This window comes from Rhodovarius lipocyclicus (genome assembly GCF_009900765.1).
In the GTDB taxonomy this organism is placed as follows: Bacteria; Pseudomonadota; Alphaproteobacteria; order Acetobacterales; family Acetobacteraceae; genus Rhodovarius; species Rhodovarius lipocyclicus.
Genome location: NZ_JAAABL010000002.1, coordinates 351,014 through 372,775 on the forward strand (window position 1 = coordinate 351,014; position 21,762 = coordinate 372,775).

At 69.2% G+C, this 21,762-nt stretch carries 21 protein-coding genes; 12 read left to right on the top strand and 9 right to left on the bottom strand.

Annotation, left to right across the window (positions count from 1 at the left end; translation table 11 throughout):
- Window positions 1-48: 48 nt before the first annotated feature.
- The 8 genes from GT007_RS04505 (at window position 49) to GT007_RS04540 (ending at window position 7,639) form a co-directional block, all read left to right on the top strand.
- Window positions 49-2,370: an Orn/Lys/Arg family decarboxylase gene (locus GT007_RS04505; RefSeq protein WP_160120354.1), complete on the top strand. Its 2,322-nt coding sequence runs from the start codon at window positions 49-51 to the stop codon at window positions 2,368-2,370.
- Between the two features lie 95 nt (window positions 2,371-2,465).
- Window positions 2,466-3,074: an imidazoleglycerol-phosphate dehydratase HisB gene (gene hisB, locus GT007_RS04510; protein ID WP_160120355.1), complete on the top strand. Its 609-nt coding sequence runs from the start codon at window positions 2,466-2,468 to the stop codon at window positions 3,072-3,074.
- Entirely contained in the window at window positions 3,074-3,421 is a 348-nt protein-coding gene (locus GT007_RS04515; protein WP_160120356.1) for a hypothetical protein, read from the top strand. Before hisB ends, GT007_RS04515 begins: the two co-directional genes overlap by 1 nt.
- Complete coding sequence (gene hisH / locus GT007_RS04520; protein WP_160120357.1) at window positions 3,418-4,068, top strand: imidazole glycerol phosphate synthase subunit HisH; 651 nt, start codon at window positions 3,418-3,420, stop codon at window positions 4,066-4,068. The genes GT007_RS04515 and hisH overlap by 4 nt, the downstream gene beginning before the upstream one ends.
- Complete coding sequence (locus GT007_RS04525) at window positions 4,065-4,622, top strand: GNAT family N-acetyltransferase (RefSeq protein WP_160120358.1); 558 nt, start codon at window positions 4,065-4,067, stop codon at window positions 4,620-4,622. Before hisH ends, GT007_RS04525 begins: the two co-directional genes overlap by 4 nt.
- Window positions 4,619-5,359: a 1-(5-phosphoribosyl)-5-[(5-phosphoribosylamino)methylideneamino]imidazole-4-carboxamide isomerase gene (gene hisA, locus GT007_RS04530; RefSeq protein WP_160120510.1), complete on the top strand. Its 741-nt coding sequence runs from the start codon at window positions 4,619-4,621 to the stop codon at window positions 5,357-5,359. Before GT007_RS04525 ends, hisA begins: the two co-directional genes overlap by 4 nt.
- 246 nt (window positions 5,360-5,605) lie before the next feature.
- A complete protein-coding gene (locus GT007_RS04535; protein ID WP_160120359.1) occupies window positions 5,606-7,000 on the top strand; it encodes a porin in 1,395 nt (464 codons plus the stop codon).
- A 93-nt stretch (window positions 7,001-7,093) separates the two neighbouring features.
- Entirely contained in the window at window positions 7,094-7,639 is a 546-nt protein-coding gene (locus GT007_RS04540; protein WP_160120360.1) for a DUF3576 domain-containing protein, read from the top strand.
- On the opposite strand, the gene GT007_RS04545 is transcribed toward GT007_RS04540, so the two are convergent.
- From GT007_RS04545 to GT007_RS04560, 4 genes are read right to left on the bottom strand one after another with little or no spacing between them, the layout of a single operon-like run.
- Window positions 7,636-7,911, bottom strand: coding sequence for an acylphosphatase (locus tag GT007_RS04545; RefSeq protein ID WP_160120361.1), 276 nt, complete (start codon window positions 7,909-7,911; stop codon window positions 7,636-7,638). The genes GT007_RS04540 and GT007_RS04545 overlap by 4 nt on opposite strands.
- The gene (locus GT007_RS04550) at window positions 7,908-8,612 is read right to left on the bottom strand and encodes an ATP12 family chaperone protein (protein ID WP_160120362.1); all 705 of its coding nucleotides are present in this window, start codon (window positions 8,610-8,612) and stop codon (window positions 7,908-7,910) included. Before GT007_RS04550 ends, GT007_RS04545 begins: the two co-directional genes overlap by 4 nt.
- Window positions 8,609-11,071: an AsmA family protein gene (locus tag GT007_RS04555; RefSeq protein ID WP_160120363.1), complete on the bottom strand. Its 2,463-nt coding sequence runs from the start codon at window positions 11,069-11,071 to the stop codon at window positions 8,609-8,611. The genes GT007_RS04550 and GT007_RS04555 overlap by 4 nt, the downstream gene beginning before the upstream one ends.
- Before the next feature lie 3 nt (window positions 11,072-11,074).
- Window positions 11,075-12,043 carry an RluA family pseudouridine synthase gene (locus GT007_RS04560; protein ID WP_160120364.1) on the bottom strand — a complete coding sequence of 323 codons (969 nt, stop codon included), beginning with the start codon at window positions 12,041-12,043 and terminating at the stop codon, window positions 11,075-11,077.
- A 101-nt stretch (window positions 12,044-12,144) separates the two neighbouring features.
- On the opposite strand from GT007_RS04560, the gene GT007_RS04565 reads away from it, so the two are divergent.
- Complete coding sequence (locus GT007_RS04565) at window positions 12,145-13,113, top strand: Bug family tripartite tricarboxylate transporter substrate binding protein (RefSeq protein ID WP_160120365.1); 969 nt, start codon at window positions 12,145-12,147, stop codon at window positions 13,111-13,113.
- 60 nt (window positions 13,114-13,173) lie between these two features.
- Here the strand turns inward: GT007_RS04565 and GT007_RS04570 are convergent, their stop codons facing one another.
- The 4 genes from GT007_RS04570 to GT007_RS04585 all read right to left on the bottom strand — a co-directional run bounded on the left by GT007_RS04570 (window position 13,174) and on the right by GT007_RS04585 (window position 17,202).
- The gene (locus GT007_RS04570) at window positions 13,174-14,397 is read right to left on the bottom strand and encodes a capsule biosynthesis protein (RefSeq protein ID WP_160120366.1); all 1,224 of its coding nucleotides are present in this window, start codon (window positions 14,395-14,397) and stop codon (window positions 13,174-13,176) included.
- 8 nt (window positions 14,398-14,405) lie between these two features.
- On the bottom strand, window positions 14,406-15,191 hold the full coding sequence (locus GT007_RS04575) for a formyltransferase family protein (protein ID WP_160120367.1): 786 nt from the start codon (window positions 15,189-15,191) through the stop codon (window positions 14,406-14,408).
- A complete protein-coding gene (locus tag GT007_RS04580; protein WP_160120368.1) occupies window positions 15,182-16,468 on the bottom strand; it encodes an aminotransferase class I/II-fold pyridoxal phosphate-dependent enzyme in 1,287 nt (428 codons plus the stop codon). Before GT007_RS04580 ends, GT007_RS04575 begins: the two co-directional genes overlap by 10 nt.
- 74 nt (window positions 16,469-16,542) lie before the next feature.
- Window positions 16,543-17,202 carry an exopolysaccharide biosynthesis protein gene (locus tag GT007_RS04585; RefSeq protein ID WP_408015530.1) on the bottom strand — a complete coding sequence of 220 codons (660 nt, stop codon included), beginning with the start codon at window positions 17,200-17,202 and terminating at the stop codon, window positions 16,543-16,545.
- A gap of 171 nt (window positions 17,203-17,373) precedes the next feature.
- On the opposite strand from GT007_RS04585, the gene GT007_RS04590 reads away from it, so the two are divergent.
- Window positions 17,374-19,047 carry a formate--tetrahydrofolate ligase gene (locus GT007_RS04590; protein WP_160120370.1) on the top strand — a complete coding sequence of 558 codons (1,674 nt, stop codon included), beginning with the start codon at window positions 17,374-17,376 and terminating at the stop codon, window positions 19,045-19,047.
- On the opposite strand, the gene GT007_RS04595 is transcribed toward GT007_RS04590, so the two are convergent.
- Window positions 19,044-19,700 (bottom strand): GntR family transcriptional regulator, encoded by a 657-nt coding sequence (locus tag GT007_RS04595; protein ID WP_236571504.1) that lies wholly within the window; start codon window positions 19,698-19,700, stop codon window positions 19,044-19,046. The genes GT007_RS04590 and GT007_RS04595 overlap by 4 nt on opposite strands.
- A gap of 102 nt (window positions 19,701-19,802) precedes the next feature.
- Between GT007_RS04595 and GT007_RS04600 the strand changes: the two genes are divergently transcribed.
- Both GT007_RS04600 and GT007_RS04605 read left to right on the top strand, forming a co-directional pair.
- Window positions 19,803-20,963 carry a CaiB/BaiF CoA transferase family protein gene (locus tag GT007_RS04600; protein ID WP_236571505.1) on the top strand — a complete coding sequence of 387 codons (1,161 nt, stop codon included), beginning with the start codon at window positions 19,803-19,805 and terminating at the stop codon, window positions 20,961-20,963.
- A 2-nt stretch (window positions 20,964-20,965) separates the two neighbouring features.
- Window positions 20,966-21,760 (top strand): enoyl-CoA hydratase, encoded by a 795-nt coding sequence (locus GT007_RS04605; RefSeq protein ID WP_160120373.1) that lies wholly within the window; start codon window positions 20,966-20,968, stop codon window positions 21,758-21,760.
- The last annotated feature ends 2 nt before the right edge of the window (window positions 21,761-21,762 follow it).

Genomic DNA, 21,762 nt, shown 5'->3' on the forward strand with positions numbered 1-21,762 from the left:
GCCGGGCGCAGGCATCGCCATGGTCGGCCGCCCGAAGGAAGGACGCCCATGGAATACTCGCGCCGCTTCAAGTTCCTGGTCTGCGCCCCCGTCTTTGATGAGAGCGATCTGGAGGGCGCGCGGCTGCATGACATCATCGCGGAGATCGAGCAGGACGGCTATCAGGTCGCCCGCGCCCGCCGTGACGATGATGCCGAGCTGGTGGTCCGCACCGACGCCGCCATCGGCTGCGTGGTGGTGGATTGGGGCAAGAAGGGGCTGCAGGGCAAATCCGCGGCGCTGATCTCCCTGATCCGCAAGCGCGGCCTGGAGGTGCCGATCATCGTGCTGGTCCGCCGGCATCGTCTGCAGGACATCCCGGTGGAGGTGCTGGACGATGTGGACGGCTACATCTTCCTGGCCGAGGAAACTCCGGATTTCATCGCCAAGAACCTGATCAGCCGGCTGCGGCAATACGCGGATTCGCTGAAGACCCCCTTCTTCGGGCGGCTGGTGGACTATGCCGAGGAAGGCAACCAGCTCTGGACCTGCCCGGGCCACAATGGCGGCGTGTTCTACCGCCGCAGCCCGATCGGGCGCATCTTCGTGGAGCATCTGGGCGAGGCGGTGTTCCGCGACGACCTGGACAATTCCGTCCTGCAGCTCGGCGATCTGCTGACGCATGAGGGCCCGGCCTTGGCCGCCGAGCGCGAGGCCGCCAAGATCTTCGGCGCCGAGCGCACCTATTTCGTGCTGAACGGCACCTCCTCCTCCAACAAGGTCGTGCTGCAGGCGCTGCTGGCCGAGGGCGACCTGGTGCTGTTCGACCGCAACAACCACAAGGCCGCGCATCACGGCGCGCTGATCCTGGGCGGGGCCATCCCGGTCTTCGTGGAGACGGACCGGAACGCTCACGGCCTGATCGGCCCGATGTACGCCGCCGCGCTGGATGAGACCGCGCTGCGCGACGCCATCCGCAGCAACCCGCTGGTGACGGACAAGGAAGCCGCCGACCGTCCGCGCCCCTTCCGCTGCGCTGTCATCGAGCAGTGCACCTATGACGGCACCATCTACAGCGCGGAGGAGATCATCGCCCGCATCGGGCACCTCTGCGACTACATCCTGTTCGACGAGGCCTGGGCGGGCTTCATGAAGTTCCACCCGCTGTTCAAGGGCCGCTTCGGCATGGGGCTGAAGCTGGGGCCGGACAGCCCGGGCATCTTCGTCACCCAATCCACCCACAAGCAGCTCGCCAGCTTCTCCCAGGCCAGCCAGATCCATGTGCGGGACAGCCATCTCAAGGGCCAGCGGCGGCAGCTGAACCACCATCGTTTCAACGAGATGTTCCTGCTGCACGCATCCACCTCCCCCTTCTATCCGCTGTTCGCCTCGCTGGATGTTGGCGCGCAGATGATGAAGGGGAAGTCGGGCGAGGTGCTGTGGGACGACACCATCCGCCTGGGCATCGAACTGCGGAAGAAGCTGCGCGCTATCCGCCGGGAGATCGGGGAGAAGGAGAGCGACCCCGCCCGCCACTGGTTCTTCGAACCCTTCGTGCCCGATCAGGTGGACGGCACGCCCTGGGAGGAGATCCCGACCGATCGGCTGGCCAGTGACCCCGGTTGCTGGGAGCTGAAGGCGGGGGCAGGCTGGCACGGCTTCCATGACGTGCCCACGGGCTTCGCCATGACGGACCCGAACAAGCTGACCCTGCTGACCCCGGGCTTCGACCGCACCACCGGCGAATACGCCGCGCACGGCATCCCGGCGCCGGTGGTGGCGGAATATCTGCGCCAGAACCGCATCGTGCCGGAGAAGAACGACCTCAATAGCCTGCTCTTCCTGCTGACCCCCGGCGTGGAGAGCAGCAAGGCGGGCACGCTGCTGAGCCATCTCGTCACCTTCAAGAAGCTGCATGACGAGAACGCGCTGCTGGATGACGTGATCCCCGCCTTCGTGGCCAGGCGGCCGGGCGTCTATGCTGGCCGGCGCCTGCGCGACCTGTGCGCCGAGATGCACAGCTTCTACCGCGCCGCGGGCACCAGCCTGCTCCAGCGCCGGCAGTTCCGCGCCCAGCACCTGCCGGAGATGGCGGTGACCCCGCAGGATGCGGTGAAGGAAATGGTGCGGAACAGGGTGGACTACCTGCCGCTGGACGAGCTGCGCGGCCGCATCGCCGCCACGCTGTGGGTGGTGTACCCACCCGGCATCGCCACCATCATCCCCGGCGAACGCCTGACCGAGGCCGCCCAGCCCATGATCGACTACCTGAAGGTGTTCGAGCGGGGCGCCAACCTGTTCCCTGGCTTCGAAAACGAGGTCCAGGGCGTGTATCGGGAGGTGGGGCCGGACGGGAAGGTGCGCTTCCATACCTATGTTCTGGGCGAGTAATCCCCCGCCATCCTGATGGGTAGCGGGGGGTGGAGCCCCCGCGCCTGCGCAACCCCCGCTGGCATTTCCCCGCGCCTGGGCGTAAAGCCCCCTTCATGCAGCCGGCATTCCCCCGCAAGGCCGAAATTTCGCGCGACACGGCCGAAACGCGCATCCGCGCCCGCATCAACCTGGACGGTACCGGCCAGGCTGAGATCGCGACGGGTATCGGATTCCTCGACCACATGCTGCACGCGCTCGCGCGTCACAGCCTGATCGACATGGCCGTGGAGGCCGATGGCGACCTGCACATCGATTTCCACCACACGACCGAGGATGTGGGCATCGTGCTGGGCCAGGCCATCCGGGCCGCCCTGGGCGACAAGCGCGGCATCCGCCGCTATGGCCAATGCCTGCTGCCGATGGATGAGGCGCTGGCGGAGTGCGCGCTCGATATCTCCGGCCGCCCCTTCCTGCATTGGGAGGTGCCATTCGCTTCCCCCAAGGTGGGCGGGATGGACACGGAGCTGTTCGAGGAGTTCTTCCGCGCCTTCGCCATGCAGTCCGGCATCACCCTGCACATGACGCTGCGCCATGGCCGCAACACCCACCATGTGGCCGAAGCCTGCTTCAAGGCCCTGGCCCGCGCCCTGCGGATGGCCGTGGAGCAGGACCCGCGTATGCCGGGAGCCGTGCCCTCCACCAAGGGCGTGCTGGAGGCCTGATGCGCCCCTTTCTGCTGCATCTCCCCCCCGCGGCCTCTGGCCGGCCGGCCCTGCTGTTAGCGGAACGCTTCTGCTGGTGGGGGCTGCTGTTGGGGCCGCTCTGGCTGCTGCGGCATCGCATGTGGTGGCAAGCTGGCGTGATGCTGGTGCTGATGGTCGTGCTGCCCTGGCCGGGCGCGCTGGCGCTGCATGTGCTGCTGGGTTTCATCGGTATCGACCTGCGCTCCGGCGCGCTGCAGCGGCGCGGCTGGAAGCTGGAGGCGGTGGTGGTCGCGCGCGATGAAGCCACGGCCCTGCGCCGCCTGCTGGGCATCCGCCCCGGTCTGGCGGGGGCTTTCGCGCCATGATCGTCGCGGTGGTCGATCCCGGTTCGGGCAATCTCGCTTCGGTGCGGCGCGCCATCGAGCACGCCGCCGGCATGGCCGGGGTTGCGACCGAGGTGCTGGTAACGCGCGACACCGCTGACGTGGCGCGGGCGGACCGCGTGGTGCTGCCGGGGCAGGGCGCCTTTGCCGCCTGCCGCCATGGCCTCGCGGCCCTGCCGGGCATGGAGGCCGCTCTGGCCGAGCATATCGGGCCCCGTGCCCGTCCGCTGCTGGGTATCTGCGTGGGCATGCAGCTGTTCGCGGAGCGTGGCCTGGAACATGGCGTGACCCAGGGGCTGGGCTGGCTGCCTGGTGAGGTCGCGCCGATGGACCCGCGCGGCCCTGATGGCGCCCCGCTGCCCTTGCCGCAGATGGGCTGGAACCGGTTGGAGATCCGCCAGCCGCACCCCCTGTTCAGCGGCTTGGCGCCGGAGGCGCACGCCTATTTCGTGCATTCCTATGCCTGGCGCGGCGGGCTGGAGAGCGATCTGCTCGCCACCACCGATTACGGTGGCCCGGTCACGGCCGTGGTGGGGCGGGCGAATATCGCCGGCACCCAGTTCCATGTGGAGAAGAGCGGCCTGACCGGCCTGACCATCCTGGCCAATTTCCTGGGCTGGTCGCCGTGAGGGACGGACTACCCCACCTGACGGCGGTGGAGCGTTGCGAGGCCCTTACCGACCAGGACATCGCCGATCTGACCGAGGCCACCAACGCCGCCATCATCGAGGGTGGCGGCTTCGGCTGGCTAGAGCCCCAGGGTCAGGGGATGCTGGAGCGGCACTTTCGTGGCGTGCTGGCCATCCCTGACCGGGAACTGTTCCTGGCGCGGCTGGATGGCCGGGTGGTCGGCAGCGCCCAGCTGGTGCGCCCGCCACGGAACAATGAGGCGCAGGGCGCCACCGCCCAGCTGACCCACGCCTATATCGCGCCCTATGCGCGCGGCCATGGGCTGGCGCGAGGGCTGGTGCGCCACGCTGAGGAATGGGCGCGCGCCGCCGGCTTCTGGGTGCTGAACCTGGACGTGCGCGCCAGCCAGGAAGCCGCGATCCAGATCTTCGAGGGGCTGGGCTACACGCGCTGGGGCACCCATCCGGCCTATGCCCGGGTGCGGGGGCAGCTCGTGCCCGGATACTATTACTATAAGGTGCTGGATTCCGCCCGGCGCCGCGGGAGCAACTGATGTTCACACTCTATCCCGCCATCGACCTCAAGGGTGGCCAGGTGGTGCGCCTGAAGCGCGGCGAGATGGCCGACGCCACCGTCTATGGCCAGGACCCGGCGGCACAGGCCGCTGCCTTTTCGGCGCAGGGCTTCACCTGGCTGCATGTGGTGGATCTGGACGGGGCCTTCGCCGGCAAGCCGGCCAATGTGGCGGCGGTGCGCGGCATCCTGGCGGCGGCGGCGATGCCGGTGCAGCTGGGCGGCGGCATCCGCACCATGGAAACGGCGGCGGCCTGGATCGAGGCCGGGGTGGCCCGCATCATCCTGGGCAGTGTCGCGGTGAAGAACCCGGCCTTCGTGCGCGAGGCATGCCATGCCTTCCCGGGGAAGGTCGCGCTGGGTATCGACGCGCGCGGCGGCATGGTGGCCACCGAAGGCTGGGCCGAGGTGAGCGACATCCCCGCGCTGGATCTCGCGCGGCGCTTCGAGGATGCGGGGGCGGCCGCCATCATCTTCACCGATATCGACCGGGACGGGATGCTGGGCGGCAGCAATGTGGAAGCCACCCGGGCCCTGGCCGGGGCTGTGGGCGTACCCGTGATCGCCTCGGGCGGTGTGTCCGGGCTGGAGGAGATCGCGCAGCTGCGCGCCGCGCCGGAGGGAATCGCCGGCGCCATCCTGGGCCGCGCCCTGTATGATGGCCGCCTGATCCCCGCCGAGGCGCTGGCGGCGGCCGGCACTTCCGCCCGGGTGTGATTCTCTCTTTGGCGTGAGCGTGCCCGCACTGCGACATGTGGCAAACGAGCCACAGTGTCTCAGGGATGTCGCGGCGGGTGCATGAGGGCGGTTGCCCATTTAACAATCAAAAGCCAATAGTTCCTCCGGACCCGGGTGTGACCAGTCATTGGTCGTGCGATGGGGGGCACTACCAGGTGGCGGTTCGCCGACGCCGGGGTGGGTCAAGGGAAGTGGTCGGGCAACCGGCCTTTGAGGAGGTTTTACATGCGCAAGATCCTGTTGGGCACGACGGCAGTCGTTTCCGCGGCCTTCGGTGCCGCGGTGGTGACCCCCGCCGCCGCCCAGGAAGCGCCGACGGTTCGCCTCGGTGGCTCTATCCAGGCCTATTATGGCTACATCCAGCAGAGCGGTCAGCAGAACGATCCGGGCACCAATACCCTGGCTCCGGGCGTGACCGGTGGCGGCGTTGGCACGACCGTGAACGGCACGACTGCCGCCACGCAGAGCTACGCTCGCCTGAGCAAGAACGACATCATCACCGTTCCGGCGCTGAACGTGCAGGTCAATGGCAAGCTTGCCAACGGCCTGACCTACGGCGGCGTGATCGAGATCGGCTTCAACAGCATCGAAGGCCGTCAGATCGGCCAGGCCCGCGCCAGCGTCGGCCGTGGCGCCGCGGTGGTGGACGAAGCCTACATCTTCCTGGCGCATCCGCGCTTCGGTCAGGTGCGCTTCGGTGACGAAGACGGCCCGCTCGGTGGTCTGATGAACTCCGGCTGGGTGACCGGCTTCGGCACCGGCGGCGTGTTCGGCGTGTGGGAAAACTTCCAGACCCGTCAGGCTGGTAACCGCACCCAGACCGCTCCGGGCGGCATCGGCGACAGCTCCAAGATCGTGTATCTGTCCCCGCAGTTCTTCGGCTTCGACTTCGGCGCCTCCTACGCCCCGAACTACGGCGTGCTGGGCCAGACGGGCTGCCCGAACAACGTGGCCTCCGGCTACTGCGATCGCGCCTACGCCTATCGCGGAGCCACCTCCGTGGCCATCCCGGCGGCCGGCCCCGAGTTCGCGTCTCGCCGTGGCGAGTATCAGGTGGCTGCTCGCTATCGCGGCACCTTCGCTGGCGTGGGCGTGTCCGCCACCGCCGGTTACCTGGGCTCGGGCGTCGCTCGTGACCTGACCGACGCGAACCGCCAGGTTCGTACCCTGAGCGGCCTGAACGTTTGGCAGGTCGGTGCGCAGGCCAGCTACCAGGGCCTGACGGTTGGCGCCGCCTACCTCGTGGGTGACTTCAACTACTTCTGGGGCAACAGCATCCGTGGCGATCGCTCTGGCGAGCAGGTGACCTTTGGCGCGAGCTACACGGCTGGCCCGATCACCGTGGGTGCGAACGCCTACTCCGCCCTCGTGGCCGGTAGCTCGGGCTTCGCCTTCAACTCCGCCACTGGCGCGCTGACGCAGAGCCCCCGTGGCATGCAGCGCCGTTGGGGCATGAGCGTTGGCGGCAACTACCGCTTGGCGCCGGGCCTGGATCTGATCGCCGAGTACGTGCACCACTCGATCCGTCAGCAGGGTGTGGACCTCGACTCCGGCCGCGCCGGCACGCAGAGCCGCTCCTTCAGCGACGTGTTCATCGTGGGTTCCCGCCTGGCCTTCTGAGGCCAGCGAGACTTCCGATCGAAGTGTTACAGGGGCGGCAGGGAAACCTGCCGCCCCTTCTCTTTTGGCTGAACAAAGGCTACACGAGGCGGCATGATCCGCACGGCATCCGCTCTCGCCCTCGTTCTCCTCGCCACCGGCTGCGGCAATAGCGGCCGCTTCGTGGAAAATGAGGAATACGGTACCAACAACCAGCGCGAACTGATCCTGCGCCAGACCGGTGGCAGCACGCGGGATGCGGGTTTCATCCTGTTCGGCACCGATCGCGGCCGCGATGCGCGGGAAGGCCTGGCGGCCTCCGGTGCCACGGGCGTCTCGGTGAACGCCTATCTGTGGCGTGCCTCGCTCGAAACCCTCAGCTTCATGCCGCTGGCCAGCGCCGACCCGGCGGGCGGTGTCATCATCACCGACTGGTACACCCCGCCCACCGCCGGCGATGAGCGTTTCAAGGTGACGGCCTATGTGCTGACGCGCCAGCTGCGCTCCGACGGGGTGCGCGTGCAAGTGTTCCGCCAGGTGCAGCGCAACGGCCAGTGGGTCGATGCCCCGGCCACGGGTTCCACGGGCAGCGAGTTGGAAGACCGCGTGCTGTCCCGCGCGCGTGAACTGCGCAGCCAGACGGCGGCTTCGGGCCGCTAAACCGACGGCAGCCGGAAAAACCCCGGCTCCGATGGCGCTTCCGCGAAAGATTCTTCGATAGCGTCCACGCGCGCGGCCACGGGGCCGCGCCGGCAGGCCAGTAGCACCGCCGCCACCGCAGGCTCCGGTCCGCAGAGCAGTGCCTCCACCCGGCCATCCGTGCGATTGCGCACCCAGCCTGCCAACCCCTCGGCGCGGGCGGCATTCACCAGCCATTCCCGATAGCCCACGCCCTGGACTAGGCCGCTGATCAGCAGGTGGCGCGCCTTCACGGCCGCACCAGTTCCAGCAGGCGCGCGGCTTCGGCGACCTCGGCGGCGATACGCTGGCGGCGGGCGGCGGTCTCGGCGTCCAGGCCCCAGAATTCTTCCTGGAAATGCTCGTCCACCAGGGAAATGCGGTGGGCTTCGGCGGCATCCAACGCGCCATGCGTCAGGGCCAGGGTCAGGACCAGGCTGCCCAGCGCGGGCACCAGCACGCCCATGGCGGCCAGTTCCTCCGGCGCGCGGGCGGCGACGGCACGCGCCAGTGCGGCGCGCGACGATTCGGGCTGGGTCACGTGCAGGATGCCGGTGCCTGTCAGCAGCGGGGCGTCCAGCACCTGTGCGCTCCATTCCAGCCAGGGATCCCATTCGGCGGCCTGGATCGCGGCCAGCTTGCGGTCCTCGGCACGGTAACAGAGCAGGTCCGTGCCGCCATAGGCGGCCAGCCCTTCCACCATGGCGGTGGGGTCGGGCGCGATGCGCTCCGCGGCTGTGCCGACCAGGCGGGTCAGCGGGATATGCTCCATCGAGAAGTCGCCGCCTTTCTTCCCCCCGGCGCTGCGCCATTCCTCGGCCACGGCCTCCGCCAAGGGGCGGGTGCGGGCATGGATGGGGGCGCCGCCGGGCAGGCGCACGGGCCGGCCATCCAGCAGAATGGCCAGGCCCTGGTCGGCCTCGGCCACCGTCACGTCATCCCAGAAGCGTTTCATCGACCCAGAAACCCTCTCAGCAAATCCTGAACCTGTGGCGCGCGCTGTTGCTGCTGCGCGGGCGCCGTCTGTTGGGCGGGTGCATCGGCCGGCGCCTGAGAGGCGGGAATGGTTCCCGCCCGCCCGCCACGGGCCACCGGCAATGCCTGCGCGCAGCCCGGCATGGCGGGGGCGGCGGCCCCACCCTGCTGGGCGCCACCCAGCAACTGCCCGGCGATGGCGCCCAGCCCGGGCGCCAGCCGGTCCGCCTGCTGGCCGATCTGGCTGGAGGCCGCGCTGCCGATCATGGCCGTCGTGTCGAAGCGCGGGTTGGCCAGGGTGCCGCCCATGGGCACCGGGGCACGCACCCGCAGCCCGCCCGAAACCCCGGGCACCGGCAAGCGCAGATCCGTGTTCAGCCGCATCGACACCGCTTCGTCGCGCAGGCTGACCTGCCCTTGCCCCGCCACCTTGCCCAGGCCGCTGTCGATGAAGAAGGTGCGGCTCTGCGCGATGCCTGCCACCACGTCGAAGCGCGTGGCGATGCAGGCGATACCGACTTCCTCAGGCACGGCGCCTTGCAGGTTCTGCGGCAGGGAGTTCCGCACCGTAGCCGCCCGCACCTGGCCGTTCACCAGCGCCAGCCCCACATGCCCCACGGCGCCCGCCGCGATGGTTCGGGTGGTGCGGCCGGAACCGCGCAGTTCCACGTCGATATCCGCATGGCCCGTCACGGGGGCGGCGATACCGAAGGCGCCCAGCATGGGGCCGACCTCCACCGCGTCCGAGCGGACGGAAAGCTGCAGTGCCGGTACCTCCCCGGCATCGTCGGCAGCCAGGCGCAGGGCCAGCCGGCCGCCGGGCAGGGTGATGCCCAGCGGGTCGATCCGCAGCCGCGCATTGGCCAACTGCAGCCCGCCCTGCACGTCGCGATATTCCCGGCCATTGGCGCGCAGCACGGCCACGGCGAAGCGCAATTCCGCCTGGGCCAGTTTCAGGAAGGACAGGTCCACCGGCATGTCCGGGATCATCCGGCCATCCGAAGGCGCCGGGGCGGCCGCGCTGGCCTGTGGCGCGGGCCTGGCCGAGGCCCCCGTCGGCGCGGGCGCCAGGTTGGCGCGCATCGCATCCACATCCAGCCGGCTCAGGGTGATCTGGCCTTCCAGCCGGGGCGGCATGCTGCGCAGCAGGTTCAATTCGCCCTCGCCCGCCAGGGCCCGGCCCTCGGCACGCAGGGCCGACATTTGCACGCCTTCGCTGAACATGGCGCCGCGTTCGGACAGGCGGGCCGAGAACGTCCCGGCGGTGGGCGATTCCAGCCGCAGGTCCAACGCCACGCCTTCGCCGGTCAACGGCTTGGCCACCTGGCCAGCCACGCGCAGCCGCTGGCCCATATGCTCGCCATTCAGTTCCAGCGGCAGCGCGCCGCCCGACAGCACGGGGCCGAGCGGCCCCATCGTGCCCGCCAGGGTCAGGGCCTGGCCATCCCGCGTGCCCTCCAGCGCCAGCCGCAGGGGCTGGTCCATGGCGGGCATGGTGATTTCCAACTTGCGCAGGACGACACCTGGGGCCGGTTCGGCGCCCGCGACGGAGAGGTTGAGCCCCTCGGCGCGGGGCAGGGCGGTGCCGCTACCCGAAACCCGCCCGCGCAGCGTGATGCCGTTGACCGGCGGCAACGCCACGCCGGCCAAGGGCGACAGCCGTCGCAGATCGGGCACCTCGGCCTCGATCTCCAGCAGGTAATCCTGCAGGCCGCGCGGCTCCCGCATCTCGCCGCGCAGGGAGAAGCGGGCGCCGCCCGCCTCGACCCGGCCCGTGACCGGCCAGGCGCCGCCCGGCTGGCCCATGGCCCGGGCCAGCGAACCACCGGACAGCGAGAAGCTCACCGGCTCCTGCCCCCACAGCAATTCACCCTCGGCCGAGAGGTTCCCCTCGCCCGAGGCCTGGAGGCGCCGCAGCGAGACGCCGCCCTGCGGCGCGCCAGGGAAGATCAGGGAGGCGTCGCGGATCTCCACCGTGCCCAGCTCGATCGGCGTGGTGCGGCTGCGTTCGGCCGCCGGGGTGGCCGGGGCCTGGGCCGTGCCCGGAGAGGCCGGGGTGGTGAAGCGCCAGTTCGGTTCCCCGCCCACCACTTCCAGCACGATCTCCGGCCGTTCCAGCACCAGCCGGTGCAGGGCGATGCGGCCCGAGATCAGCGGCAGCAATTTCAGTTGCAGTTCCGCGCGCCCGACGGAGACCATGTTCTCGCGGCTGCCGCCGGGCAGATTGCCCAGCGCCGCGTCACGCACCTCCACCCGGGGTGTCAGGCCCAGGCCCAGCCGCATGGCGCCGATCGTCACGCGGCGGCCCGTGGCGGCCTCGGCGGCGGCCAGGATGCGGGGGCGATAGGCCTCGATGTCCAGCGTGGCCAGGAACACGGCAAGGCCGCCGATCGCCAGGACCAGCACGCCCGCCACACCGATCAGGATGCGCTTCAGCATGGTTCAGCGCCTCCAGCGCGGTTTCGGCGGGGTGGGGTTGGGGAAATCGAAGAAGCGGAAGGTTTCCACCATGTGCGGCGGCAGGCCGGCCGCGACCTCCAGCACCCCGCCCTCGGGGTGCGGGATCGTGAGGGCCCGGGCATGCAGGTGCAGCTCATGCGGCAACTCCTCCAGATGCGCGTCCTCGCCGCCGTATTTGCCGTCGCCCAGGATGGGGCATTTCAGGGCCTCCGCGGCGTGCACGCGCAGCTGGTGGGTGCGGCCGGTCAGCGGGCGCATTTCCAGCAGGGCGACGCGGCGCTTGGCCACTTCCAGCATGTCGTAGTCGGTGATGGCGAATTGGCCGGCCTTGTCGGCGGGCTGGGCCACCACGGTGCGCTCGCCGCGCGGCCCGCCCTCACGCTTCAACGGCAGGCTGATGCGCCCGCCTGGGTGCTGGGGCTGGCCCACCACCACGGCCCAATAGGTCTTCTTGGCATCGCGCCCGCGGAAGGCATTGGCGAGCGCCGCCGCCGCGGCGGGGGTGCGGCCCAGCACCAGAACGCCCGAGGTGTCCTTGTCCAGCCGGTGCACCAGCTTGGGGCGCTGGTCATCGGCGGCCAGCGCATCCAGCAGCCCGTCCACATGGCGGATGATGCCCGGCCCGCCCTGCACCGGCAGGCCATGGGGCTTGTTCAGCACGATCACGCTGGCATCCCGGTACAGCACCAGGGATTCCATGAAAGCGATGTCCTCATCGCTCACCCTGGGGCGGATCGGGGCGGGGGTCATCGGCATGGGCGGCACGCGCACATCCTGGCCGGATTCCAGCCGGGCGCTGGCTTCCACCTTCGCGCCATCGACACGGATCTGGCCGCTGCGCAGCATCTTCTGCAACGCGCCCTGGGTCAGGGCGGGATAATGGCGCCGGAACCAGCGATCGAGCCTGATGCCGGCATCGCCGGGCTGGACGGTAATATTCTGAACACTCATGCCCCATCATAACCGGTTTTCGATCCGCCATGCATGCGCCGCGCGGATATCACTTGCGCGCCGTGTGTCCCGGGGGCACCTGTGCTGCATCGGAGGATAACATGACGTTCATTTCCCGCCGGGCCCTGCTCGCCGCGCCCGCCTTGCTGGCCGCTCCCGCTTTCGCCCAAGGGGCATGGAGCCCCACGCGCGCCATCCGCCTGATCGCGCCCTATTCCCCGGGCGGCGGGGTGGATACCACGGCGCGGCTGCTGGCCGGCCCCATGGGGGCGGCGCTGGGCCAGCCCGTGGCGGTGGACAACCGCGCGGGGGCCGGCGGTTCGCTGGGAGCGGCGGAGCTGGCGCGCTCGGCGCCCGATGGCCACACCATCATGGTGGACGCCATGGCGCATACCGTGAACCCGGCGCTGCTGCGCAACCTGCCCTTCAACTACGCCACGGCCTTCACGCCCATCAGCCAGGTGGTGGTGCTGCCGCAGATCATGATCGTGCCGCTGTCCGCCCCCGCGCGGAACCTGCAGGAATATGTGGGCCATCTGCGGGGCCAGCAGGGCGCGCCCTATGGGTCCTCCGGCAATGCCACCGCGGCGCATCTGGCCGGGGCACTGCTGTGCCAGCGTGCCGAATTGCGCATGGAGCATGTGCCCTATCGCGGCGGCACCGCCGCCATTCCCGATGTCATCGCCGGCAACCTGGCCTTCGCGTTCGGCACCGTCTCATCCTCGCTGCAACTGGTGCGGGATGGGCGGGTGAAGGCGCTGGGCGTGACCACGGCACAGCGCATCGCCTCCCTGCCTGACGTGCCGACCATCGCCGAGCAGGGTTTTCCCGGCTTCGAGCTGAATGAGTGGAATGGCCTCTACGCCCCGGCCGGCCTGCCGGAGGCAGCGACCGCGCGGATCTATCAGGCCATGCAGGCCGCCCTGGCCGATACCGCTGTGAAGGCCCGGCTGGAGGCGCTGGGCGCCATGCCGCTGGGCACGCCGCCCGCCGAATTCGCCCGCTATGTCACCGAGCAGCGCGCGGCCATGGCGCAGCTGGTGCAGGAGGCTGGGATCGAGGCGGGTTAGATCATCATCCGATCAGATGGGGCATCTGATCGGGCCAAGACGATCGGGAGGACAACCGATCTAGCCGCCGCCGAACCAGGGCTGGTTCACCAGCCCCCGGTCCAGCCGCTCCGCCGCGCCCTCGACGGCGGCGGTCAGGCCCGGTTCGGCGTAATACACGCCGCGCACGTGCAGGCAGTGCGCGATGCCGCGCAGAAAGGCCTCGGTCAGTGCCGGATCGGGGGGGGGCGCTTCCCAGAACTCCTCCAGCCTGCCGGTGTGGGTCAGGCCGGGGACACGGTAGATGGCATCGCCCTGCGCATGCACGGGGCGGCCCAGTTGCAGGGCGCGGATGCCTACGGTGCTGTTCACCGTCACCACGCCCTGTCCGGTCAGGATCAGGTCATCCAGCACGCCGATGCCCACATAATGCACCCGGCCCTTCACGCCATGGCGGGCCGCCATGCGCCTGATCCGGGCTGGCCAGCGTTTCAGGCCAGGGTCCAGCGGGTGCACCTTCACCACCAGATGGCCATCGTGCGGGGCGGAGCGGGCAAAGGCCTCGATGGCCTCCTCGATCGGGGTGTCCATATCCGGAAAGGGGCTGTAGGCGCGGATGGAGTAGTCGGTTTCCATCTGCATGGCATAGAGCCAGAAGGGAGCCCCGGGGGGCATGGCTTGCAGCACGTTGCGCCGCACGCGCCGGGCCTCCACCTTGCGCATCAGCAAATGCCAGCCGGTGGCCAGATAGTTGGGCACCGGGTGGAATTTCAGGAAGCTTTCAAAATACGGAAAGGGCCAAGGGGCCAGGTTGGCCAGGTGAAAGGCCACATCCCATCGCGCCTGGCTCGGGAAATTATCCTCATAGCGTTTGGACCAGTCCACCGGCGGCAGGTCGCGTGCCAGTTCCAGTATGGCCTCCGGGTTTCGCGGGAAGCGGCTGTCCCGGTTCATGCCGTCCCGTTCCAGGATCACCCAGTCCGGCCGGATATAGCCGAAATCCGTCACCGTCACGGCCACGCCCCGCATGCGGGCGGCGGCGATGGCGATGCGGTGATAGGGGCGCTGCTCACCCAGCAGCACCAGGTCGGTGATGGCGTGCCTTTCCAGGAAGTCGGCGATGAAGGGGGGCCAATCCCGCAGCCGGTCGCGGAAATCCGTGGCGCGGCCCGGCCAGAACAGCCGGTCCCCCAGGCAGACATTGATGCGATGGATGACGTGGCCTCGGGTTTCCAGCGCCTGTCCCAGCCGCCAGAAGAAGGGCGAGATCGGTCCTTGCAGGAACAGGAAGCGGCGTTGGGCCATGGGGGGGCCTACCAACCGCCGGCGGGCGCGCGCAACGCCTGCCAGGCATCCCGCGTGCGCACCAGCCGCACGCCGGCTGCCCGGGCCTGGCGCAGCGCGGCGCGGTCCGGAAACGGGCAATAGGGCAACAGGCCGGGTGCTGGCCCGGGCGGGGCGGGCAGCCGGGCCAGGGCGTCCTCCAGCAGGGGAAGGGCCGCCAGGTGCAGCGCCCGGGCCGCGCCACTGGCGCTGGTGCCCGGCGGCAGCGGCACGGCGCGCTGGGCCAGCACCGCCCCGGCATCGATGCGCGGGGCCATCACATGCACCGAAACGCCCGTCGCACCCTCCAGCAGGGCATGAAAGGTGGGGATGGGGCCGCGATGGCGCGGCAGCAGGGAGGGATGCACATTCACCCCGCCGAGCGGTGGCAGCGCCAGGGTCTCGGCCGTCAGGATCTGGTCGAAATGGAAGCAGAGGATCAGCTCCGCTCCGCTTGCCCGGATGGCCGCGGCTGTCTCGGCCCCGTTCACATCCCGCACCCGGTGCACCGGAATGCCGTGGCGCCGGCAGAGGTCCGAGAGCCGGTTCCGCCGCCGCAATAGCCCGGGCAGAGCGAAATTCACCGCCAGATAGGGCAGGAAGCCCAGCCCGGAGCGCCGGACATGCCGCAGCATCTGCCCCACCATGCCGCCCATCGCCGGGCGATGCGGGTCACTGACGCCCAGCAGCGCGATCCGCCCAGGGTTCGCCGCCACGAAGTCATGCACCGCTTCGGCGTTCGCCAGGCTTTCCAGCGTGAAGAGGGCTAGGCGCACGCCGCCGACAGGGCCTCCAGCGTGTGGGCGATGTCGGCCTCCTGGTGCTCGGAGCTGAGGAAGAAGCGCAGCCTGGCGCCGCCTTCCGGCACGATCGGGTAGAGGATCGGCTGCACGTTGATCCCCGCATCGAACAGCGTGGCGGAAACCCGCCCCGCCTTGATGGAGGAACCCAGGATGACCGGCACGATGCCCAGGCCCGCCGAGGCCCCGACATCGAAGCCTCGCGCCCGGGCGCCATCCCGGAACAGGGTGGCCATGCGCTGCAGCTGCGTCACCCGCCAGGGCTCGGCATGCAGGATGCGCAGGCTCTCCAGCGATGCGGCGGCCAGCGCCGGCGCCATCCCCACCGAATAGACGAAGCCGGGGGCGGAATGCTTCAGGATGTCGATCAGCGCGGCGCTGCCGGCGATATAGCCGCCGCAGCCGGACAGCGCCTTGGAGAGCGTGCCCATCCAGATATCCACCCGGCGCGGGTCCACGCCCTGCTGTTCGAACACACCGCGCCCGGTGGCCCCCAGCACGCCGAGCGAATGGGCCTCATCGACCATCAGCCAGGCGTCATGGGCCTCCGCCATCTCCACGAAGCGGGCGATGTCGGGCATGTCGCCGTCCATCGAGTAGTGGCCCTCGATATAGATCAGCGCACGGGTGTGGCGGCGGCGCTGGGCGGCCAGTTCGCGTTCGGCCGCGCGCCAGTCATTGTGCGGGAAGGCCACGCGCTTCGCACCCGACAGGCGCATGCCCTCCAGCCCGGAATTGTGGGCCAGGGCGTCGTGCAGGATCAGGTCCCTCGGGCCCAGCAGATGGCCGATAACCGAGACATTCGTGGCATGGCCCGAGACGAATCCGAGGGAGGATTCCGTGCCGTAATGTTCCGCGATCGCGGCTTCCAACTCGGCATGGATGGGCCGCTCGCCGGAGGCGATGCGCGAGGCGGAGGCGGAGACGCCATACTGGTCGATCGCGGCCTTGGCCGCCGCGGTAACGCGCGGGTCCCCGTTCAGCCCCAGATAGTTGTAGCTGGAGAAATTGATCATCTCCCGGTTGCCGATGCGGCTGTGGCCGCCGGCCACGCCTTCATGCGGGCGGAAATAGGGGTTGGGGATGTCCATCTGCTCGCCGGCAGCACGGACCAGAGCCATGTCCCGTGCCACCGGCAGGGTGGAGAAATCCCGGCCTGGCGAGGTGGAACCGCGCGGGGTTTCCTTCCGCGCGAGGCGTATCAGCAGTGCGGCCCGGGCTGCGGCGGAAAGACCGGAAGGTTTCAACGACATGTGCTATCCGCAATAGGCGACGCGACGGAATGCGTCATCAGAGAAATTGTCGTTGTCTGTTCAAGTTGACGGGGTCAGACAACCCAACCGAGCGCCTTGATGGCCACCACCGCCAGCGTGCCGAGCACCGCCGTGGCAAACAGATTGCCCAGCAGGCACAACAGAATGCCCCAACCGGTCACCCGGCTGTCGTTTTCCACCACGCCCAGCGCCATGACGATATTGCCGAAGGCGGGCGGACCATTGGTGCCGGGCCCGGGGAGGATCAGCATGATGGCGGTATAGACGGTCAGCCAACCCACGAACTTGTCGGCCGTGTTGCCGGTGAAAGGGCCTGGGCGGGGCTTCACGTAATTCTCGATCCGCTTGATCCATTTGGACCCGCCATCGGACAGTCGCAGCAGGTCCGTGCGCTTGATGGATTGCCGGGCGATGAAGCGGGGCAGCTTCGGCACCCGCCGGCCCAGACCCATCTGCAGGCCCAGGATCAGCATGGGCAGTCCGAACACGCTGGCCATGCCCGGCAGCAGCGATGGCAGGCACAGCAACAGGATCAGCAGGCCGAAAGCGCGGTCGCCGAAAGCCTCGGCCATGTCACCCAGGGTGATGCGGTCCGCGGGGAAACGGGCCGCCACCTCCCGCACGATACGCGAGATCGGGGCTGTCTCATGTTCAGAAGCATGAGCAGTGTCAGGCCCATCAGGCGCGCCGTGGGGCGTTGTCATACCGTCCATACCAGGCTGATTGCCCCTTTTCTCAAGCGACCGTGAAACTCTCCATCACTGAGATGAACGATCCCCCCCGCCACGTCCAGCGGCAATTATGTGGCGCCGCCTGCCGCGCCGCGGGGATTGCTCCAGGATGGCAATCCCGGCACATGAGATGTCACGGAGGATTCGCCCCGCATGTCGATCGATCTCGAGATTGCCCGCAAGGCCACCTTGCAGCCCATCGCCGCCATTGCCGCCCGTGCCGGGATCGAGGCCGAGGCGCTGGAACCCCACGGGAAGTACAAGGCCAAGCTGGGGCTGGACTTCGTCGCCCGCGCCCGTGAGGAGCGCCCGCGCGGCAAGCTGGTGCTGGTGACCGGCATCAACCCCACCCCCGCCGGGGAAGGCAAGACCACCACCACGGTGGGCCTGTCCGACGCGCTGAACATGATGGGCACCAAGACCATGGTGTGCCTGCGCGAACCCTCCCTGGGCCCCTGTTTCGGGGTGAAGGGCGGCGCCACCGGCGGCGGCCACGCCCAGGTCGTGCCGATGGAGGACATCAACCTCCATTTCACCGGCGACTTCCACGCCATCACCAGCGCGCACAACCTGCTGGCCGCGATGCTGGATAACCATATCTATTGGGGCAACGCGCTGGGCATCGATAGCCGCCGCATCACTTGGCGCCGGGTGATGGACATGAACGACCGCGCGCTGCGCGGCCTCGTCTCCTCCCTGGGCGGGGTGAAGAACGGCTTCCCGCGGGAGGACGGCTTCGACATCACCGTGGCGTCCGAGGTGATGGCCATCCTGTGCCTGGCCGAGGATATCCTGGACCTGGAGGCCCGGCTGGGCCGCATCATCGTGGGCTATCGCCGTGACGGGGCCGCCGTGACGGCGAAGGACCTGAAGGCGGATGGCGCCATGGCGGTGCTGCTGCGCGACGCGCTCTCACCCAACCTGGTGCAGACGCTGGAGGGCAATCCGGCCCTGGTGCATGGCGGGCCCTTCGCCAACATCGCCCATGGCTGCAACAGCGTGATGGCGACCAAGCTGGGCCTGGCGCTGTCCGATGTGGTGGTGACGGAGGCGGGCTTCGGCGCTGATCTGGGCGCCGAGAAGTTCCTGGACATCAAGTGCCGGCTGGCCGGCCTTTCGCCCGATGCCGTGGTGATCGTGGCCACCATCCGCGCGCTGAAGATGCATGGCGGGGTGAAGAAATCCGATCTGGGCGGCGAGGATGTCGCCGCCGTGCTGCGCGGCATGAGCAACCTGGCGCGCCATCTGGAGAACATCCGCAAATTCGGCATCCGCCCGGTGGTGGCGCTGAACCATTTCACGTCCGACACCGATGCCGAGGTGCAGGCGGTGAAGGATGCGACCGCGGCCATGGGGACGGAGGCGGTGCTGTGCCGCCACTGGGCCGATGGCGGCCGGGGGGCGATGGACCTGGCCAAGCTGGTGCAGCAGCGGCTGGCGGCGGCGGATGCGGCGTTCACGCCGCTCTATGAGGATGACATGCCCCTGGCCGATAAGCTGCGCACCGTGGCGCGCGAGATCTACCGCGCCGACGATATCGCCCTGGGCGGTGGCGTGGCCGAGAAACTGGCCCGCTATGAGGCGCAGGGCTTCGGCCATCTGCCGGTCTGCATCGCCAAGACGCAGTACAGCTTCAGCGCCGATCCCAGCCTGCTGGGCGCGCCCACCGGGCACACCCTGCCGGTGCGCGACGTGCGGCTGGCGGCGGGGGCGGGTTTCGTGGTGGCCATCGCCGGCGATGTGATGACCATGCCGGGCCTGCCGCGCGTGCCGGCGGCCGAACATATCCGGCTGGATGAGGCCGGGATGATCGAGGGGCTGTTCTAAAGCCCGCCCAGCCAGCGCCGCTTGCCGCCTTTGACATGTTCTTCGCCCAGGCGGCGGGCGGTCTCGGGATCGCGGGCGCGGATGGCCTCGACCATCGCACGGTGCTCCGCGTTGCTGTCGCGCATATTGCCGGGCGAGGCCAGGGTGCGGCGGCGCGTCAGCAGGCTTTCCTTGACCAGCGACCGGTAGAGCGCCGCCGTGCGGGCATGCCCGGCCAAGTCTAGCATGGCCTCGTGGAAATCCAGGTTCTGCCGGTAGTAGCCGTTGGCATCGCCGGCCTGAATGGCGGCGTCCATGGCATCCACCCGGGCTTGCAAGGCGGCGATACCGTCCTCTGTCGCGCGTTCGGCCAGCAGGGCACAGCAGAAGCCCTGCAGCAGGGCCCGGGCGTCATACAGTTCCGCTTCCTCCCGGGCCTCCAGCCGCCGTACCGCCATGCCGCGATGCGCGCCGCCGGAGACCACCAGCCCCTCGCGCTCCAGTGCGCGCAGCGCCTCTCGCAGCGGCCCGCGTGAGGTGCCGAGGCGGTCGGCCAGGGCTTGCTCATGCAGGCGCTCGCCCGGCGGCAGGGTGCCATCCAGGATCATCGCCTCCAGCCGCGTGGTCAGTTGCGGCGCCAGGGCGCGGGCCAGCCTGTCGGGTGCGTGCTCCACCGGGCCAGGAAGCATGGGGCGGGCGTTTCGGTCAACAGATTGTTGACAACATGCCGACATGGCCGCAACTTCCGCCGCCGGGAACGCCGCAAAGGAGACGCCATGCTGCCGCTCGCCAATTTCAAGGTGCTGGACCTGACCCGGGTGCGCGCCGGCCCCACCTGCGTGCGGCAGTTCGCCGATTGGGGCGCCGATGTCATCAAGATCGAGATGCCGCCGGAACTGGCCGAAGGCGAAGGGCTGGGCGGCCCGCGTGAGGGCAGCGACTTCCAGAACCTGCACCGCAACAAGCGCGGCCTGACGCTGAACCTGAAATCGCCCGAGGGCGTGGCCGTGCTGAAGAAGCTGGCCGAGACCGCCGATGTGGTGGTCGAGAATTTCCGCCCCGATGTGAAGACGCGCCTGGGCATCGACTATGCCGCGCTGTCGGCCGTGAACCCGCGCCTGGTCTATGCCTCGATCTCCGGCTTCGGGCAGGACGGGCCCTATGCCAAGCGCCCGGGCTTCGACCAGATCGCCCAGGGCATGGGCGGGCTGATGTCCATCACCGGCGAGCCCGGTCGGGGCCCCATGCGGGTGGGCATTCCGGTGGCTGACCTCTGCGCCGGCATCTTCGCCGCCATGGGCGTGATGGTGGCGCTGCTGGAGCGCGAGCGGACCGGCAAGGGACAGTGGGTGCAGACCAGCCTGCTGCAGGCCCAGTCCTTCATGCTGGATTTCCAGGCCGCGCGCTGGCTGATGAATGGCGAGGTCCCGAAATCCGCGGGCAACGACCACCCCACCTCCATCCCCACCGGCGTGTTCAACACCCAGGATGGCGCGATCAACATCGCCACCACCGGCGGTGCCATCTGGGGCCGCTTCGCGGAGGCGATGGGCCACCAGGAATGGACCCAGGACCCGCGCTTCGCCACCGGCGGCGACCGCAGCAAGAACCGCCACGCGCTGAACGCCCTGATCGACGAGGCGACGCGCACCAACACCACCGCCTATTGGGTGGAAACGCTGAACGCCAAGGGCGTGCCCTGCGGCCCCATCAACAACATGCAGCAGTTGTTCGAGGATGTGCAGGTGAAACACCTGGGCATCGTGAAGGAGCTGGATGGCATCAAGTATCTCGGCCAGCCCTTCGTGCTGTCGGCCAATGACAGCCCGGTCACCCGCCACTCGCCCAAGGTGGGCGAGCACACGGACGAGATCCTGGCCGCCGCCGGCTACAGCGCTGACGAGATTGCTTCCCTTCGCAAGAACCAGGTGGTGTGAGAATGGACCTCGGTACCGACAAGATGCTGGCGCGCGTGGAGAATGGCATCGCGCGCCTGACCTTCAACAACCCGGAAAAGCGCAATGCCGTCTCGATGGAGATGTGGCAGGGCGCGGAGATCGCGGTGAAGGCCTTCGCGGCCGACCCCGCCGTGCGGGTGCTGGTGCTGGATGGGGCGGGGGGCAAGGCCTTCGTCTCGGGCGCCGACATCTCGAAATTCGAGAGCGAGCGCCAGGGCGAGGAGGCGGTGGCCGCCTATCAGGCGCAGACCAAGCGCGTGTATGACGCCATCGCCAGCTTCCCCAAGCCCACCATCGCGCAGATCGAGGGCTTCTGCATCGGCGGCGGCACCGCGCTGGCCGTCTGCTGCGACATCCGCATCTGCGAGGAAGGCAGCAACTTCGGTGTTCCTGCCGCCAAGCTCGGTCTGGGCTATCCGCTGGAGGGCATCCGCCGGTTGGTCGATCTCGTCGGCCTCTCCTTCGCGAAGGAGGTGTTCTACACCGCCCGCCGCTTCTCGGCCGCCGAGGCCGCCGGCATGGGGCTGGTGAACCGCGTGGTGCCGAAGGCGGAACTCGCGGCCTATGTGACCGAATACGCCACCATGATCGCGGGCAACGCCCCGCTGACCATCGCGGCCGTGAAGTTCATCGCCAATGAGGCGGTGAAGGACCGGGGCGCCGCCGATGAGGCGACCTGCGACACGATGGTGAAGGCATGCTTCGCCAGCGCCGATTATGTGGAAGGCCGCAAGGCGTTCCTGGAAAAGCGCGCGCCCAACTTCCAGGGGCGCTGAAA

Excerpts from the sequence above, each read along its gene's own strand:
- GT007_RS04555 (WP_160120363.1), bottom strand. The coding sequence starts at position 11,071 with ATGCTGAAGCGCATCCTGATCGGTGTGGCGGGCGTGCTGGTCCTGGCG.
- GT007_RS04565 (WP_160120365.1), top strand. The coding sequence starts at position 12,145 with ATGACGTTCATTTCCCGCCGGGCCCTGCTCGCCGCGCCCGCCTTGCTG.
- GT007_RS04540 (WP_160120360.1), top strand. The coding sequence starts at position 7,094 with ATGATCCGCACGGCATCCGCTCTCGCCCTCGTTCTCCTCGCCACCGGC.
- hisH (WP_160120357.1), top strand. The coding sequence starts at position 3,418 with ATGATCGTCGCGGTGGTCGATCCCGGTTCGGGCAATCTCGCTTCGGTG.
- GT007_RS04560 (WP_160120364.1), bottom strand. The coding sequence starts at position 12,043 with ATGAGTGTTCAGAATATTACCGTCCAGCCCGGCGATGCCGGCATCAGG.
- GT007_RS04580 (WP_160120368.1), bottom strand. The coding sequence starts at position 16,468 with ATGTCGTTGAAACCTTCCGGTCTTTCCGCCGCAGCCCGGGCCGCACTG.
- GT007_RS04605 (WP_160120373.1), top strand. The coding sequence starts at position 20,966 with ATGGACCTCGGTACCGACAAGATGCTGGCGCGCGTGGAGAATGGCATC.
- GT007_RS04570 (WP_160120366.1), bottom strand. The coding sequence starts at position 14,397 with ATGGCCCAACGCCGCTTCCTGTTCCTGCAAGGACCGATCTCGCCCTTC.
- GT007_RS04550 (WP_160120362.1), bottom strand. The coding sequence starts at position 8,612 with ATGAAACGCTTCTGGGATGACGTGACGGTGGCCGAGGCCGACCAGGGC.
- GT007_RS04515 (WP_160120356.1), top strand. The coding sequence starts at position 3,074 with ATGCGCCCCTTTCTGCTGCATCTCCCCCCCGCGGCCTCTGGCCGGCCG.
- GT007_RS04505 (WP_160120354.1), top strand. The coding sequence starts at position 49 with ATGGAATACTCGCGCCGCTTCAAGTTCCTGGTCTGCGCCCCCGTCTTT.
- hisB (WP_160120355.1), top strand. The coding sequence starts at position 2,466 with ATGCAGCCGGCATTCCCCCGCAAGGCCGAAATTTCGCGCGACACGGCC.
- GT007_RS04535 (WP_160120359.1), top strand. The coding sequence starts at position 5,606 with ATGCGCAAGATCCTGTTGGGCACGACGGCAGTCGTTTCCGCGGCCTTC.
- GT007_RS04590 (WP_160120370.1), top strand. The coding sequence starts at position 17,374 with ATGTCGATCGATCTCGAGATTGCCCGCAAGGCCACCTTGCAGCCCATC.
- GT007_RS04600 (WP_236571505.1), top strand. The coding sequence starts at position 19,803 with ATGCTGCCGCTCGCCAATTTCAAGGTGCTGGACCTGACCCGGGTGCGC.
- GT007_RS04585 (WP_408015530.1), bottom strand. The coding sequence starts at position 17,202 with ATGGACGGTATGACAACGCCCCACGGCGCGCCTGATGGGCCTGACACT.